This window comes from Caproiciproducens puteiluti (assembly GCF_052442865.1).
In the GTDB taxonomy this organism is placed as follows: Bacteria; Bacillota; Clostridia; order Oscillospirales; family Acutalibacteraceae; genus Caproiciproducens.
Map to the genome: position 1 here is coordinate 214655 of NZ_CP194790.1, position 16308 is coordinate 230962.

At 49.6% G+C, this 16308-nt stretch carries 13 protein-coding genes; 12 read left to right on the forward strand and 1 reads right to left on the reverse strand.

Annotated features, from left to right (window positions below):
• Window positions 1-22: 22 nt before the first annotated feature.
• Window positions 23-1531 (reverse strand): amino acid adenylation domain-containing protein, encoded by a 1509-nt coding sequence (locus tag ACRQU7_RS01040; RefSeq protein ID WP_444643046.1) that lies wholly within the window; start codon window positions 1529-1531, stop codon window positions 23-25.
• Between the two features lie 742 nt (window positions 1532-2273).
• Here ACRQU7_RS01040 and ACRQU7_RS01045 point away from each other — a divergent pair.
• The 12 genes from ACRQU7_RS01045 (at window position 2274) to ACRQU7_RS01100 (ending at window position 16225) form a co-directional block, all read left to right on the forward strand.
• A complete protein-coding gene (locus tag ACRQU7_RS01045; protein WP_444643049.1) occupies window positions 2274-3413 on the forward strand; it encodes an acyl-CoA dehydrogenase family protein in 1140 nt (379 codons plus the stop codon).
• 121 nt (window positions 3414-3534) lie between these two features.
• Window positions 3535-4377, forward strand: a complete 843-nt coding sequence (locus tag ACRQU7_RS01050) for a sulfide/dihydroorotate dehydrogenase-like FAD/NAD-binding protein (protein WP_444643051.1) — start codon at window positions 3535-3537, stop codon at window positions 4375-4377.
• A gap of 1 nt (window position 4378) precedes the next feature.
• Window positions 4379-5797, forward strand: coding sequence for an NADPH-dependent glutamate synthase (gltA, locus tag ACRQU7_RS01055; protein ID WP_444643053.1), 1419 nt, complete (start codon window positions 4379-4381; stop codon window positions 5795-5797).
• A 140-nt stretch (window positions 5798-5937) separates the two neighbouring features.
• Window positions 5938-7143, forward strand: coding sequence for an MFS transporter (locus ACRQU7_RS01060; RefSeq protein WP_444643055.1), 1206 nt, complete (start codon window positions 5938-5940; stop codon window positions 7141-7143).
• Window positions 7144-7440: 297 nt separating this feature from the next.
• Complete coding sequence (locus ACRQU7_RS01065) at window positions 7441-8190, forward strand: N-acyl homoserine lactonase family protein (RefSeq protein WP_444643057.1); 750 nt, start codon at window positions 7441-7443, stop codon at window positions 8188-8190.
• A gap of 28 nt (window positions 8191-8218) precedes the next feature.
• Entirely contained in the window at window positions 8219-8740 is a 522-nt protein-coding gene (locus tag ACRQU7_RS01070) for a DUF1097 domain-containing protein (RefSeq protein WP_444643059.1), read from the forward strand.
• Between the two features lie 155 nt (window positions 8741-8895).
• Window positions 8896-9864: an NAD(P)H-dependent flavin oxidoreductase gene (locus ACRQU7_RS01075; RefSeq protein WP_444643061.1), complete on the forward strand. Its 969-nt coding sequence runs from the start codon at window positions 8896-8898 to the stop codon at window positions 9862-9864.
• A 246-nt stretch (window positions 9865-10110) separates the two neighbouring features.
• Window positions 10111-11253: an acyl-CoA dehydrogenase gene (locus ACRQU7_RS01080; protein WP_444643063.1), complete on the forward strand. Its 1143-nt coding sequence runs from the start codon at window positions 10111-10113 to the stop codon at window positions 11251-11253.
• Window positions 11254-11323: 70 nt separating this feature from the next.
• Window positions 11324-12625, forward strand: coding sequence for an acetyl-CoA hydrolase/transferase family protein (locus ACRQU7_RS01085; RefSeq protein ID WP_444643065.1), 1302 nt, complete (start codon window positions 11324-11326; stop codon window positions 12623-12625).
• Between the two features lie 24 nt (window positions 12626-12649).
• Entirely contained in the window at window positions 12650-13834 is a 1185-nt protein-coding gene (locus ACRQU7_RS01090; protein WP_444643067.1) for an acetyl-CoA C-acetyltransferase, read from the forward strand.
• An 18-nt stretch (window positions 13835-13852) separates the two neighbouring features.
• Window positions 13853-14698: a 3-hydroxybutyryl-CoA dehydrogenase gene (locus ACRQU7_RS01095; RefSeq protein WP_444645648.1), complete on the forward strand. Its 846-nt coding sequence runs from the start codon at window positions 13853-13855 to the stop codon at window positions 14696-14698.
• Between the two features lie 846 nt (window positions 14699-15544).
• Window positions 15545-16225: a TetR/AcrR family transcriptional regulator gene (locus ACRQU7_RS01100; RefSeq protein ID WP_170949863.1), complete on the forward strand. Its 681-nt coding sequence runs from the start codon at window positions 15545-15547 to the stop codon at window positions 16223-16225.
• The last annotated feature ends 83 nt before the right edge of the window (window positions 16226-16308 follow it).

The window sequence follows — 16308 nt, forward strand, 5'->3', positions numbered from 1 at the left end:
TTCGGTACAATCGTTATGAAAATTAATAGTATAAAACAGCCAGTTTTTTGTGGTCGTCCAATTCCGGGGGAGGAAGAAAACCATGACGGTCAACCTTACCGGAGAGCGTACGCGGGAAGGTATCCGTTTGAATGAAACCGGTCGGGATTGTGTAATATGGGATACGCTCCTGCAAAAAGGCACGCAGCGCCCTGTGATCTATTCTTTCGTCCGCGATGAAGTAACCAAAAAGAATGTTGGTGCCCCCAGTGTCGGTAAAACAGGTTACACAGGCTTCGCTGATATGGGGAAATTCAAGCATATATCTTTCGACGCCGCTGGGTTCGACACGAAAGCCTCGGATTTTGAACATATTGTCCTTACGGCCGATATATTCCATATTTCCGTCCGGAAGAATGCGTACGATGTCACAGGTTTTAAAGACACGCTGAAACGGGGGCGCCGTTTCAAACGGGTTGGGTGCGAAACGATCCATATTGACTTCTGGCAAATTCAGATATCCGTCACATATTTGGGCACCGGAAATCCACAGTTCCCCATTTTGCCCGATCGAAGCGGGAGTGCCGTCTTCGGTCATAACATAGCCCTTCAGAGCGGGAACCAGCTTTCCGATAGGATAAGAGGAGCGCGCATCCTGAATATTGTAATGGCTGATAGCGGCGATTGCTTCGCTGGAAGCGTAGATGTTGACGATTTCGTAAGGGCGTTTCTTTAAATTGCGAGTCACCTCACTGCCGACCAACAGTAAGCGGAGGGTACTGCCTTGATCGATTTCTATGTACTTGGTTGCCATATGAGGCGGGAGAAACGTAACGGTAATCTTATTTTGAATATAAAATGCAGCAAGCTCCTGAATGTTTTTGCAGATGGAAGACGGTACCATCCGAAAAGTGCATCCCAAAGACAGGCAGGAGCAGAAATCGTACACCGCGGCGATAAAGAGCAATTTGGCAAAAGACGCAAACGTGTCGTCGGAGCGTAACGGAAGACAATCGAAATTGCTGACACTGGCGGCAAGATTCGAATGCAGGATACGTACGCCCTTTGGCTTGCCTGTTGAGCCGGAAGTGAAGAGGACAAGTGCCAGCTGATGGGAACGGGAGCGGTCTTCAAACGCAGAGCACTGGCTACAGGAGCTGATGGCGTTGATAAAATAGTCGTGGTCTATACAGATGCGTGCGTTAACACTTCGTATGCAATTCTTGTTATGCGATTCGGGACAGCAGCGGTCAAGGATCATATAAGCGGCGCCTGTTTTCCATATGCCAAGAACAATTGCGGGTGTGTCCATGTTTCGGCCAGTCACAACAGCCACAATATCACCGGGGCCGACGTGTTCATATTCGGTCAGGTAATGAGCCAGCTGATCCGAACTGCGGTCCAGCGTAGAATATGTTATATGTGTGGAATCCAGGCAAACGGCATCTTTGTCCGGGTACCACCTGGAAGCTTGTTGAAACAGCCCGATGACAGTACGAGAAACAAATTCACCCTTATGATCGGAAAGATAATCTGACAATAATCCTAGCATTTTGGCCCCCTCGTATCTTTCGGTATTTGTCATATTTTCCTTCAAATTTCTCCAATTGATTTTTCATAAGCTGTTCTTTCCGGGTACAATATTTTTTATGACCGTCTAAAACTGTTCAAAGAAACTAAAAACAAAATTAGAGAAAAGCACCAAAAAACAAATCAATTATTAATACTTTTTATAATATTTACAATACTACAAAAATTAATTTATTTCAATGATTTTTGTAATTTTTTAATAATTAGTTCAAATAAACGAAAATGTGGTTTTCGCTTTTATCATTGAAATAATATCTCCGCGCATCTTTCATTTTATGGTATATGCGCGGAGATACTCATTGAATGAAGTAAAAAAATATGAAATAAAATATAATATTACTTTAAAAATAGATAAAATATACAAAAACAGGCAGCGACTTCCATCAATACGCTGAAAAATCAATTAAAGAAAAGAAGTATTACAAAACATATTGCCAACGGGAATATAATGTGGTAGATTAAAAACAAGTCAGTCAAACGAACTAAAATTGCAAAGTGATCTGTATTGGCGCCTGAGGTACCGGACCTTTTGTAAAAAGCGCTAAAAAATACAGGCAGTACGGGTCCGGACTGAATGTGGTTCGATTGAACGGTATTTGGGAATTGGGAGTGCCTCGGTTTTTTGGCCGGCAAGTGTAACCAGTAAGGGCCTTTTCAGGTCATTATCGGAAGAACTTAATTAACAATGAAAAGGAGAAATCATTATGCAAGATTTCATTCTGACACAGGACCAGCAGGATCTGGTAGCATTTGCAAAGGAATTTGCAGAAAAGGAATTGAAACCCGTTGTCGCCGAGTGCGATCGCGAAGGTGAATTTCCGATGGAAGTGTACAAGAAATTCTATGAGGCCGGTTTTTCCACCATGTTTGTTCCCGAGAGATATGGCGGTATCGGGGCCAGCTCTTTGGATCTGGTTCTGATCAATGAACAGTTTGCCAAGGTTGACGCTGGTTTCATCGTGAGCGCCACTACTGCGGAATTCGGTGCCACCCCGATTCGCATTGCGGGAACCGAAGAGCAGATTGCCTATTATATGGAACGCGTGATGGAGGGAAAGCTGGGTGCTTTCTGCCTGACGGAACCAGATGCGGGGTCCGACGCCGCCGCTACCCGCACGACCGCCGTCCGTGAAGGCGATGAATATATTATCAACGGACACAAGTGCTTTATCACGAGCGGGGGCCTTGCGGATATGTACACCGTCTTTGCGAATGTGGACCGTTCTCTGGGTGCCAAAGGCATTACTTGCTTCCTGGTGGAGCGTGAACGTCCCGGTGTCAGCGTGGGTAAGGATGAAGATAAAATGGGACTGCGCCTGTCAAATACCGCGGATGTCATTTTCGATGATGTACATATTCCTGTTACAAACAGGATCGGGGCAGAAGGAGAAGGCTTTAAGATTGCAATGAAGAGCCTGGACCGCAGCCGGGGCGTCAATTCTTACGGATGTCTGGGTATTGCGGAACACGCCATTGAAGCAGCGGTGGCTTACGCGAAACAACGCGTGACCTTTGGACATCCGATTATCAAAAATCAGGGACTGCAGTGGATGCTGGCCGATATGCAGATTCAATGTACGGCGGCTCGCGCCCTGCTGTACCGTTGTGCGGAAATGATTGATAAAACCGGCCAGTATGATACGGCGCTCGGCTCCATTACAAAGACATTTGTCAGTGATATGTGTATGAAGGTAACAACAGATGCGGTACAGATTTTCGGCGGCTATGGGTACAGCCGTGAGTATCCGATTGAAAAGCTGATGCGTGACGCAAAAATCTTCCAGATTTTTGAGGGAACCAATCAGATCCAGCGTATTGTCATAGGCTCTCAGATGGCTCATTAGCATCCGTATCGGGTCCGTAAAAGGCAGAGATATTTCAGAAAAATCAGCATCTTCAGAAGTGTTCCTGTGCTGTCCGGCCAGAACCGCTTGCCGATCTGCTTGATAGAAGTTGGAGGTTAAAATGTATCGGATTGTGAAGAAAAAAGAGCTCAACCCCGCCGTTACGTTAATGTCAATAGAAGCTCCGTTGGTGGCGGCAAAGGCGCAGCCGGGTCAATTTATCATTTTAAGAGTGGAAGAGACAGGGGAACGGATTCCACTGACAATAGCGGATTATGACCGCAAACTTGGCACGGTGACGATCATCTTTCAGATTGTGGGGGCCACGACAAAACTCCTTTCCCAGAAGAAAGAAGGAGAGGCGCTGGCAGATTTTGTCGGACCGCTCGGGACGGCCTCTCATTTCGACGGACTGAAAAAGGTGGCGATCATTGGCGGAGGCGTCGGTTGTGCAATCGCATATCCGCAGGCCAAGGCACTTTTCGGAAAGGGTGTGCATGTTGATGTCATCACCGGTTTTCGCAATCAGGATATCATCATTCTGGAGGAGGAATTCAAGAAAGTCAGCACCCGCTATTTTTGCACAACGGATGATGGCTCTAATGGCGTAAAGGGGTTCGTGTCCGATGTGCTGAAGTCACTGATTGCGGATGGCAACGAATATGACGCCGTGATTGCGATCGGCCCCCTGATCATGATGAAGGTGGTAAGCGAGGTTACGAAACCATACGGCATTAAAACAATCATAAGCATGAACCCCATTATGATCGACGGAACCGGCATGTGCGGGGGCTGCCGCGTTACGGTAGACGGAGAAACGAAATTTGCTTGCGTGGACGGACCTGAGTTTGACGGGCATCTCGTGGACTTTGATGAGGCGATTCGCCGCGGCAAAATGTATGCGGAGCAGGAAAAGGAACGACTCGTGGACATGAATTGCAGGCTCATGAAAGGAGTTCGGTAAAATGGCCGTTAGCATGAAGAAAGCAGGTATGCCCGTACAGGACGCACAGATAAGGAAAACGAATTTTAATGAGGTTGCCTTGGGATATTCCGCCGAAACAGCCGTTGAAGAGGCAAAAAGGTGCCTGAACTGCAAGAACCGGCCCTGCGTAGCCGGCTGCCCTGTCAGCGTGAAGATTCCCGAGTTTATCGCCTATATGAAAGACGGCAGATTTGAGGAAGCTTACCAGACGATTCGGGAAACAAATGCACTTCCCGCGGTTTGCGGCAGGGTATGTCCGCAGGAGTCACAGTGTGAAGGCAAATGCGTGAGAGGGATTAAAGGGGAGCCGGTCGGTATTGGGCGGCTCGAACGTTTTGCTGCGGACTGCCATATGAGCAATGCTGTCAGCGAGAACGGGCATAGTGACCCGGACGGGCCTAAAGCGGCTGTTGTAGGCGCAGGACCATCCGGGTTGACGTGCGCGGGGGAACTGGCCAGGAAAGGGTATGCGGTGACTGTTTTTGAGGCCCTTCACAAGCCGGGCGGAGTGCTGGTCTATGGTATCCCAGAGTTCCGGCTTCCTAAAAAAATAGTTTCAGCCGAGATAGACAACCTGAAAAAGATGGGCGTCAAAATTGAGACGGATATTGTAATTGGAAAAACAATTACGGTAGACGAGTTGTTTGAACAGGGATTCAAGGCGGTATTTATCGGCTCCGGCGCGGGATTTCCTACCTTCCTGGGGATTAAGGGAGAGAATCTTAACGGGGTTTATTCGGCGAATGAATATCTTACCAGAATCAACCTTATGAAAGCCTATCAGGCGGAGTACGAAACGCCAATCTTCAAGGGGAAAAGGGTAGCCGTAGTCGGTGGCGGCAATGTTGCGATGGATGCGGCGAGGAGCGCGCTGAGAGTCGGAGCTGAAACCGTGTACATCCTATATCGCCGCAGCCTGAAGGAAATGCCGGCGCGGAGCGAAGAAGTCGAACACGCTTCGGAAGAGGGTGTTCAATTTCAGCTGCTGACAAACCCGGTGCGCTTTATCGGGGATGAAAAGGGCTGGCTGAAAGGCGTTGAATGCGTAAAAATGGAACTGGGTGAACCCGACGCATCGGGGCGCCGCCGCCCGATTGAACAGAAAGGGAGTGAATTTGTACTCGATATTGATACCGCAATTATAGCGGTAGGCACTTCTCCGAATCCCCTCATCCGTAAAACCACCAGGGGAATTGACGTTAACCGGCACGGCTGCATTACCGTTTCCGAAGAATCCGGAGAGACCAGCCGTCAAGGCATCTTCGCCGGCGGAGATGCGGTTACCGGCGCGGCCACTGTTATTCTCGCTATGGGGGCAGGAAGGAAAGCCGCGGCAGCGATGGACCGGTATATTCAGAATAATTCCGGCGTTTGCGGTCCCTCGGGCGGCAGAGCTTGAGCGGTTCGACGAGTTTTACGAAAACCCCGGCGGCAGAAAGCCTGTTTTTGGAAATCGTTCCTTTGCATCGCAAAAGCAATCGACAGATAAAGAGTGCGGTTGGCGAACCTGAAAATTTCTAATTTGAAAGGGGTATTATAATGAACGCGCAAGAAAAAAATGCAAACCGAATAGCGATTATAGCCGGGTCATTCATGCTGATGTCTTCCATGGTGATATCGGCGATCTTAGCGAATATCAAGCAGGATTTTTCGGATGTCAGCGTGAATACCGTTCAGCTGGTTTTGACGATCCCCAGCCTTATGGGCATGTTGTTCGCTTTTTTAGCAGGTCCTATGTCGATAAAGTTTGCAAAAAAGAATTTGCTGTTCGGCGGCATGTTTTTAGGACTTTTAGGCGGTATTCTTGCCTTTTTCTTTGGACCCCAAAGTCTGGCCGCTTTGTTCATTTCCAGCGCGTTTATTGGGATTAATCAGGGAATGAACGGCTCGCTGACAAAAGCGCTGGTTTCTGATTTTTTTGTTAATCAGGAACGGGACGATATGATGGGTTATCAGGCTTCTGCATCTACCGGGGGAGCAATCATTTTGACCTTCTGTGCCGGACTGCTCTCCGGTATCAGCTGGAAATGGTCGTATGCCATCTTGCTCCTGTTTGTTCCGGCTCTGTTTCTTGTGCAAAAGAACCTGACTTTCGTTGCTCCGGTGCCCGTACGGAAAGGCACGGATGCAAAAGGCGGCGATAAGCTTAACGGAGCCGTATTTTTCGCTTCCATAACAGTGTTTTTTTCGTATTTGTTTCTTTATACGTATCAGCTGAATGTCTCGCTGTATATTCAGACGAGCGGCTTGGGCACCTCTGTCATCGTTGGGTACGCAAACACCATATTCCCGGTAGCCGGTATGCTGACCGGACTGATATTCGGGAAATTAAGAAAAAAACTGGGCAACAGTACCATGCAGGTCGGAATTGTAATGACGGCGCTGGGGTTCTTGGGAATTAAATTTATCGGGACGCTTCCGGCGATATTTTTCGCAAGCTTTTGCGCAGGTGCCGCACAGGCTTTTATCATTCCAAGCGCGGTGCTCATCGTATCGCTGTACGCGCCCGCATCGATCCGAGCCACAGGCATTTCCATTACAATGGGACTGCTCAATTTCGGGATGTTCTGCAGCCCGTTTGTAATCAATGGCATCTCAACAGCGATAGGGGGAAATCCGGTCGATATGATCGCCAACAAATATCTGGCCGCTGCGATCGGCATGATCATACTGGCGGTTGTCTATACCGTTTTGAGCCCTGTATTCTACAAGAAGGAAAAGTTGGCAGATAATCTGGCATCTTAATAAAAATTTTTTTCTTAAAACTGCCTGCTGTTATTCCTGTTTGAACTGCCGGAGAGCTCTCCTTATTTCTCTGCCTTTATGATCTGCGATATGCTTTTGTTCATATTTTCCCGTGGTCATGCCAATGGCCGTTTAGAAAACAAAGCGCTTCCGCAAACAATAAAAGAGTAAGAATGAAAATGAAATTATTTGGAGGGGTCAATAATGGAAAAATATTCAATTCGGATTCTGGAGTACGCGAACACTGATAAAGCACCAGTGTCAGGGCAGATCGCGAGTGCTCACAACGGAGGCTTTATGAATTTGACGATGTCTTATTGCCTGATTCAGGGGAATGGCCACAACATATTGGTTGATTGCGGCGTGAACTATGATGAGCCTGATTCAAAGGCGATCTGCGAGGCTTATTCCTTCCAGAACACCCGGATGCCGAAAGATATTTTAGCAAAGGTGGACCTGACACCGGAGGATATTGACACAGTCATTATCACACATTGCCATTTCGACCATATGGGCGGCCTGAAGCTGTTCCCAAACGCGCATTTTTATGTTCAGAAAGATGAAATCCTAAAGTCACTGGCGGCTCTATCGCTGCCTGCGAAATTCAATCGGGCCAAAAACGCTTTTCTTCCCTGCGATCTTAAAACAGCCTGCGCCTTTATTTGCGATGGAAGAATGACGCTGCTGGACGGCGATCAGCAAATTTTCGACGGCATCCGCGTTGTTGCGCTTCCTATGGGCCATTCCTACTGCGGAGAAATCATCCTGGTTAAGGTGGAAGAGGATGGCAAAGCGGTCGAAAAAGTTCTGAGCGGCGATGTGGCATATGTCTATGAAAACGTACTTGGCCTGAATCATGACGGCGTCTATGTTCCTTTTACCGCGGTTGGTTCCCCTGTCTCAGTCATTGAACACATTGACAGGGCGTATGCGCTTGCGGGACATGATATCAGAAATCTTATTTTTAACCATGAAGTGAGAAATTATGAAACCTATGAGTCCGTCCGTTATCAAGATAAGCTTCATGTCGCTACAATCGTGAAGTAAACAACATACATATTTGGGGGTATTATCGATGAATAAAGCCTTCTGGATTTACAGCCTCTGGGTTTCCTTTTTGTCAGCGGTTTTTTTCTTCCTATATGGGTATACCGGACTTACAATCGGCTGGATGAGTTTTATCATTCTGGCGGTGTTTTTTGGAATGGGTTCCACACTCAAAGATGTTCCCTCCTGCCTGTGCTGTATCATTGCGGGCTTAATATGGGGGCAGCTTGATTATGCTTTCATCAGCTTTGAAGCCTCTTTCGGAGTGCCTGCCGCGGCTGCAATGTTCATTGGAATCACTTTTATGACTACAATCACCATGGGACTGCACCTCACGGTTCTCAGGAAAACGCCTTTTAACAAGCTGCCTTTCATTTTCGCAACCGTTGCTTTAACTTTCTCTCAAAACGGGGGGAATGAAGTGGCTCTTGTTTCCACACTGGTTGCCGGTCTGCTGCTTGCCGCTGCCTGCAGCCTGGGAGAGAAGTTCATATTTGCCCGCTTCGCGAAGCCGGAGGATGCAGACGCTGAGAAGAAAGAGATCATGTAAGGAAATACCTGAACGCACGACTTTTTGGTGCGAGAGAAACCCAATAATACCCCAGCGTAATCACCGCCGGGGTATTATTGATTTAGTGCAAATGACTTTTAGCTTAAATACGGACAAAAAGCGGCAAAAGGAATGCCCGTTATAAAGGTGAAAAAATGAAAACAAGACTGACTGAACTTTTAGGAATCGAATTTCCGATTATTCAGGGAGGAATGCAGAATCTTGGCGTTCCTACGCTGGCTGCGGCGGTGAGTAACGCCGGAGGCTGCGGTACGATTAACCGAACAATCTATTCCGGAAATGAAGAATTTCGAAATGCGGTTCAAGAGATGAAATCTTTGACGAATAGGCCGTTTATTGTGAACATATCGCTGCTGCCCGATATTTCCGTGGGGGATGACGTCAGGGAAACGATCAGGATCTGCGGCGAGGAAGGCGTCAGGGCCATTGAAACGGCCGGGACGAATCCAAAGGATCTGGTCCCTTATGTTCACGAGGCCGGCATCATACATATTCATAAAGTTCCCGGGGCCAGATATGCTCTGAGCGCCGAAAAAGCCGGCTGTGACGCCGTCACCGTGGCAGGCTTCGAGTGCGCCGGGCATCCCGGAAAAGAGGAAATCAGCTCGCTGGTTCTGACAAATAAATCGGCCCGGATATGCCGTGTTCCGATCATTGCCGCAGGAGGATATGCCGATGGGCGGGGCCTTGCGGCGGCACTGGCGCTGGGCGCAGAGGGCATTGTAATGGGAACCCGTTTTGTAGCCACAAAAGAATGCACAGTACACGGCAATTTCAAAAAGTGGATTGTAAAGTCCTCTGAAAACGATACGGTGCTATGCCAGAAATCAATTCACAATATGATGCGCGTGGCAAATAACGACTGTGCCCAAAAGTGCCTGGTACTTGAACAGGAGCCGGGTATAACGCTTGAAAAACTGATGACGGTTATTTCGGGATCACACAGCCTTAGCGCATATGAAACCGGCGACGTCAACAGCGGCCTGTTCCCTGTCGGAAATGCGATCGGTCTGATCAACGATGTCCCGACCGTTAAAGGCGTTATTGACGGCATCATGCGGGAATATAGGGAAACCCTTGACAGAATGATTCATCTGAGCTGACGTTTCCGGCAATATTCGGGACGCGATGTATAACGGATAAATACGGTGCCCGCTAAGGCGGGAGCGTGCCTCATCCTGCTGATGGCAAGGACATCCGGCGCGGAACGAAAGCCCTACCGTTTGGGGCAGCTCACTGTTATTCATTAAACGCTTTCTACTGATACTCCACAAATATCCGGAAAAGAGGGTGGTCATTGAAAAATATGAGCCTTATTAACAAAATTTACTGTCGAAAGGATGAATAAGATGAATTTTAAATTTACGGAAGAGGAGCAGGAGATATTAGGGATGCTGCACAACTTCTGCATAAAAGAAGTAAAGCCCCTGGCGGCCGAAATCGATGAAAACGAACGTTTTCCGGAGGAAACCCGTGAAAAGCTGGCAGAGATGGGGATGATGGGCATCGCATTTCCGGAGGAATACGGCGGAGCGGGAATGAGCTATCTGGCCTATATCGCGGCTTGCGAGGAAATAGCAAAGTACTGCGCTTCGACAAGCGTCATGTTGTCGGCGCATAGTTCCCTGTGCAGCTGGCCCATCAGCGAATACGGGACGGAAGCGCAGAAGAAGAAGTATCTGACGCCGCTCGCGAGCGGCGAAAAGCTCGGGGCCTTCGCCCTCACGGAACCCTGCGCGGGGACGGATGCGGCTATGCAGAAATCGTTCGCGGAGGACAAGGGCGGCCACTACCTGTTGAATGGCAGCAAAATATTTATTACAAACGGAAGCTATGCCGATACCTATGTGGTTTTTGCGATGACCCAGAGGGATATGGGACATAAAGGCATTTCCGCGTTTATCCTTGAGAAAGGCATGCCGGGATTTACATTTGGAACGAAGGAAAAGAAAATGGGAATCCGAGGTTCGGCCACCTATGAGCTCATATTCAACAACGTAGAGGTTCCGAAGGAAAACCTTCTCGGAGAAGAGGGCAAAGGCTTTAAGGTTGCGATGAGCACGCTGGACGGCGGACGCATCGGCATTGCGGCTCAGGCTCTGGGTATTGCGCAGGGCGCGATAGAAGAATGCGTAAGCTATGTCAACCAGCGGGTACAGTTTGGCAAGAAGATCGGACAGTTTCAGAATACCCAATTCCAACTCGCAGATATGCAGACGAAGGTGGATGCGGCGAGACTTCTTGTGTACCGCGCGGCACAGGCTAAGCAGGACCACGAACCTTACAGCCATCTTGCGGCAATGGCAAAGCTTTTTGCGTCTGAGACGGCGAGCGACGTAACACGCCGTGCCCTCCAGTTCATCGGCGGCTATGGCTATACCCGGGAGTACCCCTTTGAGCGCATGATGCGCGACGCTAAGATCACCGAAATCTATGAGGGCACCTCCGAAGTTCAGCGCATGGTCATTTCGAGCTGGATGGGACTTAAGTAAAAAATAAAAAAGCGCTCTGATTTTTAAGTCGGGGCGCGAAGGATACAGGTTACAGAGGAAAGGAAGTCCCATGAACATCGTTGAAGAATATAAAAACAGGCTGACGACGCCTGAGGGAATAGCGTCACAGGTGGAACCCGGCTGGGTCTGCTGTGCGGATATTGCCCTCGGTGCACCGTACGCCATCTGCGACGCCATAGGAAATCAAGCCAGAGAGGGCAAAATTTCGGGCGTTACACTGCACACGATGCTGGATACGCGGCCTCTTCCGTTTTTTAGCGAGGATTGCAGGGAAACGCTTAGAGGCGTTTCGTGGTTTTCCGGTGAGCGAATGCGTAAGGCCGTCAATGCGGGCTTTGCGGATGTGATGCCCTGCTATTACAGAGACATGCCCTCTCTGTTCACAGACTATGTGAATGTCGATGCCTTTTTAGCCGTCGTGTCGCCGATGGACAATCACGGGTATTTCAGCACGGGCTGCGACGGGTCCGTGAGCGAGGCGCTCATACGAAAGGCAAAGAGAATCTACATACAGGTCAATAAAAACATGCCCCGCGCTCTGGCAGCTCCGGTCATACACGTTTCGCAGGTTACCGGTCTGTGTGAGGTAGACGAGGACCTGCCGGTGCTGCCCAAGTCCAGGCCGGACAAAATCAGCACGGCGATCGGCGAGATCATCGCGGCGGAAATTCCGGACGGCGCCACGCTGCAGCTTGGTATCGGCGCGATACCGGATGCGGTCGGGCTGGCCCTGAAGGGTAAGCGCCACCTCGGAATACACACGGAAATGCTTACGGACAGCATGGTGGAGCTCATCGAATGCGGCGCCGTGGACAACAGCCAGAAGCCTGTACACCGGGGCAGGACGGTCGCTGCTTTTGCTTTCGGCTCAAAACGGATTTACGATTTTATCAATGACAATCCGGCCGTCGAAATCTTGCCGGTGGACTATGTGAACGACCCGGCAACGATTGCGAAGCATCCGAATTTTGTTTCCATAAACGCGGCTCTTGAGGTGGATTTTTACGGGCAGGTCTGCGCAGAGTCTATAGGGATGCGTCATGTATCCGGAACCGGCGGACAGGTGGATTATGTCCGCGGGGCCATAAGCGCCAGGGGCGGCAAGAGCTTCATTGCGTTTCCCTCTACGGCGATGAAGGGTACGGTGAGCAAGATTACCCCGGCACTTACGACGGGCGCGATTGTGACCACCGGAAAAAACGACGTGGACTGCATCGTGACGGAATACGGCATAGCAAAGCTGCGCGGAAAGACGCTCAGCCAAAGGACCAGGGAACTCATCTCCATAGCTCATCCGGATTTCAGAGACAAACTGACCTTTGCGGCCAGAAAGCAGAACATTATCATCTGAAAAAATGAATGAGGAGGAATCGTAATGAAAGACGTATATGTAGTCAATTGCTGCCGGACTGCAATCGGCAGCTTCGGAGGCATGCTGAAGGACACGTCTGCAGTCGAGCTCGGAACAATCGTGGTGAAGGAGGCTCTCCTGCGAAGCGGAATGAAGCCTATGCAGGTGGACGAGGTCATGTTCGGCTGCGTGCTGACGGGTGGGCTTGGGCAGAATGTGGCGCGTCAGGTTTCCATTTATGCGGGCATCCCTGTGGAGGTGCCGGCTTATACCGTGGGCATGGTTTGCGGCTCCGGAATGAAAAGTGTGATCGAGGGCGCCCGGGCAATCAAGCTTGAGGATGCGGATATCGTTGTGGCGGGCGGTACAGAGAACATGTCGGCTGCACCCTACGCAATGCCGGCGGCGCGCTGGGGTGCCCGGATGGGCCAGGAAAAGCTGATCGACACCATGCAGGTTGACGGGCTCATCGACGTGTATAACAATTACCTTATGGGTGTCACGGCGGAGAATGTTTGCGAGAAGTGGGGTATTACCCGCGAGGAACTGGACGAGTTTGCGCTGTCCTCACAGCAGAAGACGGCGAAGGCCCAGTCTGAGGGCAGATTTGACGACGAGATCGTACCCGTCGGCGTAAAGGTGAAAAAGGAGACGATGGCGTTTAAGGTCGATGAGTTTCCGCGGAACAACACAACAAAAGAGAGCCTTGCAAAATTAAAGCCCGCTTTTAAGGCACAGGGCGGCATCGTGACAGCGGGCAACTCTTCCGGAATCAACGACGGAGCCGCGGCCATTGTCCTTGCGTCGGACGAGGCGGTGAAGAAATACAACTTAAAGCCCATGGCGAAGATCGTAGCCTGGGGCCAGGGCGGAGTGGACCCCAAAATCATGGGAACCGGCCCGATCTCAGCCTGTAAAAACGCGCTTGAGAAGGCAGGACTCACGGTGGAAGACATGGATCTTATTGAAGCCAATGAGGCCTTTGCCGCTCAGTCGATCGCTGTGGCGCGGGAATTGCGTTTCGACATGGACAAGGTGAACGTGAACGGCGGCGCCATCTCCCTCGGCCACCCTGTTGGGGCTTCCGGGGCGAGAATCATAGTCACTTTGCTGCATGAGATGAACAAACGCCGGAACGCCAAGAGGGGCCTTGCCACGCTGTGTATTGGCGGCGGCATGGGCGTAGCCACAATATATGAGAAATGCTGAAGGAGGAATGAAATGGCTATGAAGAAGATCATGGTGGTCGGTGCCGGAACGATGGGGCTGGACATTGCGCAGGTTTTTGCCAACGCGGACTTTGAGGTGACGGTGCGCGATATCTCCGACGAAATTATAAAACGGTCCGAGGACAGGCTGAATAAGGGCCTTGACAAGCTTGTTTCAAAAGGCAGGCTGGATGAAGCAGGCAAGAGCGCGATAATGTCAAAGATACGCTTTACGACGGATTTGAAAGCGGCGGCGGATGCCGACCTTGTGATTGAGGCGGCAATAGAGAACCTAAAGATAAAACAGGATATTTTTGCGGAGCTTGACGGCATCTGCAAGCCGGAGACGATACTTGCTTCCAACACGTCCTCCATTTCCACGACGGCAATCGCTTCCGCCACGAAGCGTCAGGACAGGTTTATCGGTATGCATTTCTTTAATCCGGCGACAATAATGAGATTGGTGGAGGTTATAAAGGGCGCGAGCACCTCTGACGAGACCACAGAGACGATAAAGGCGCTTGCTGTGCAGATCGGTAAGGAGCCTGTGGAGGTCAGCGAAGCGCCGGGGTTTGTTGTGAACAGGATCCTTATCCCCATGATCAACGAGGCTGTAGGCCTCGTTGAGACGGGCGTTGCTTCGGCCGAGGGGATAGACACCGCCATGAAGCTGGGTGCGAACCACCCGATGGGCCCCCTCGCTCTGGGCGACCTTGTGGGACTTGATGTATGTCTTGCGATCATGGACGTGCTGTACACTGAGACCGGTGACCCAAAGTACCGCGCATATCCGCTGCTTCGTAAGATGGTCCGCAGCGGCAGGCTGGGCAGAAAGACAGGCGAGGGCTTCTACTGCTACAGATAAATGTGCAACACGGGTATGCTGTAAATAAGGGCACTGATGAACGGAGCAGGCGTCTGTAAGCGGATGGTTAAGGGCTGAGGCGGGTTCTGAAACAGACCGGTCCCCTCGTTGGGGCGGTTTGTGCAGCGTCTTCGCCCTTTTTTATCTGCGCCGGAGGCCATCGGACAGCCATGCTGTAACTGATTAACCGTTTTCCTAACAGGACATCTGTCTGAATGAGGGGATCGGTAGCTTTGCTATGCATTTTTTCTATGGCTCCCGCCTTCGGAAACGGATACCGGTTCAACCGGTCCGGGGCTGTCTGAGGCTTTGATTATAGCAGAATCGACATCGGTCGATGTGCAATTGCCGAGAGTTCGGCTGTATCTAATAGTTCTTTATACCTGATTTCTTAACATAGGTCAAATGTTCTATATTAATTCATGTCATAGGAAATAATAAAATACGTTTTTGCCTTCTGATCTATAACATTATTTTTTCTTTTTAGAGAAATTATTGATAAAATTTTTGCCTTTTTCTTCAGTTGTAGTTAGGAAATTCAAAGCTTTTCTATCCTTTCAGATCATTTCTGGCAGTCCGAAAAGAATCATCGACGATTCATATCGCTTTTATATTGCAATTAATTGTTCGAACAAATGAAAAAATAAATTTTGGGCTTGCAATGACACTCATTTTCGTTTATTCTTTAAAGTATAGCCAAGAAAAAAGCGCACAAAAAGCGGTCTATTTCCACGCATCGTCTTGCTTTCCGCCCTTTCCGCTTGGTGCGTGCTTTTGCAGTTTGCTCCTCTTGGCATGCCGGCTCCTTTGGAGCCGTCTATTTTCACTTATGATGGGATTGAAAGAATGAAAAGTACAAAAGGTGAAAAAACCCGTATCCGAATTATAGGCGCAGCGAAGAAGCTCTTTGGTACAAAAACATACGACTATGTTACAACCAGAATGATTGCCCAGGAGGCACACTGCAGCCAGTCCGCAATTTCCTTTTATTTCGTAACGAAAGAGAATCTCTGTGCAGCCGTGATACAGGATATTCTGAAGTATCATGAGCTCTATTACACACCGATTGCCAACTCAGTGGAGGAATGTGTCACTCAGGGCACCCTGACTCCTGAAACATGCTTCGGATACCTTCAGCAATACTTGCACACGCAGCTGGAAATTGCGTTTGATCCGCACAACCGTTATGCGATCAGCTTTTCTCTCAACGGACAATCCTTGCCCGACGGGCTTGCCGACCCATTAAACGAGAGCATCCTTGAGAATGTTATATATCCTATGGCCCGGCTTCTTACTGAATATGCGGATATTTCAATGTCAAAGGCAATCGTATTCAGTCAGACCTTGGGCAACTGTATCATATGTTACCCGTTTGTCGGTCCAAATGTCCAACAGGAGCTGATTAAGCTGAACGGAGGGTCTGGTGACGACAAAGCAGACGTTCAGCTGACTTCAAGGCAGGCCCAGCAGTATCTGATGGATTTTTGCCTGCAGATGATACGCTCACTGAGGCATCCAACAGAGTGACAGCGGGATATCGCGCGCCGGAAACGGGCCGGCCCTTGGGAATGGTGTACATAAATGGAAAAGATTAGAGCATAGAAGGGGAT

What these genes read in the sequence shown, in the direction of transcription:
- ACRQU7_RS01040 (WP_444643046.1), bottom strand. Translation starts at nt 1,531, where the DNA reads ATGCTAGGATTATTGTCAGATTATCTTTCCGATCATAAGGGTGAATTT.
- ACRQU7_RS01045 (WP_444643049.1), top strand. Translation starts at nt 2,274, where the DNA reads ATGCAAGATTTCATTCTGACACAGGACCAGCAGGATCTGGTAGCATTT.
- ACRQU7_RS01050 (WP_444643051.1), top strand. Translation starts at nt 3,535, where the DNA reads ATGTATCGGATTGTGAAGAAAAAAGAGCTCAACCCCGCCGTTACGTTA.
- gltA (WP_444643053.1), top strand. Translation starts at nt 4,379, where the DNA reads ATGGCCGTTAGCATGAAGAAAGCAGGTATGCCCGTACAGGACGCACAG.
- ACRQU7_RS01060 (WP_444643055.1), top strand. Translation starts at nt 5,938, where the DNA reads ATGAACGCGCAAGAAAAAAATGCAAACCGAATAGCGATTATAGCCGGG.
- ACRQU7_RS01065 (WP_444643057.1), top strand. Translation starts at nt 7,441, where the DNA reads ATGAATTTGACGATGTCTTATTGCCTGATTCAGGGGAATGGCCACAAC.
- ACRQU7_RS01070 (WP_444643059.1), top strand. Translation starts at nt 8,219, where the DNA reads ATGAATAAAGCCTTCTGGATTTACAGCCTCTGGGTTTCCTTTTTGTCA.
- ACRQU7_RS01075 (WP_444643061.1), top strand. Translation starts at nt 8,896, where the DNA reads ATGAAAACAAGACTGACTGAACTTTTAGGAATCGAATTTCCGATTATT.
- ACRQU7_RS01080 (WP_444643063.1), top strand. Translation starts at nt 10,111, where the DNA reads ATGAATTTTAAATTTACGGAAGAGGAGCAGGAGATATTAGGGATGCTG.
- ACRQU7_RS01085 (WP_444643065.1), top strand. Translation starts at nt 11,324, where the DNA reads ATGAACATCGTTGAAGAATATAAAAACAGGCTGACGACGCCTGAGGGA.
- ACRQU7_RS01090 (WP_444643067.1), top strand. Translation starts at nt 12,650, where the DNA reads ATGAAAGACGTATATGTAGTCAATTGCTGCCGGACTGCAATCGGCAGC.
- ACRQU7_RS01095 (WP_444645648.1), top strand. Translation starts at nt 13,853, where the DNA reads ATGAAGAAGATCATGGTGGTCGGTGCCGGAACGATGGGGCTGGACATT.
- ACRQU7_RS01100 (WP_170949863.1), top strand. Translation starts at nt 15,545, where the DNA reads ATGAAAAGTACAAAAGGTGAAAAAACCCGTATCCGAATTATAGGCGCA.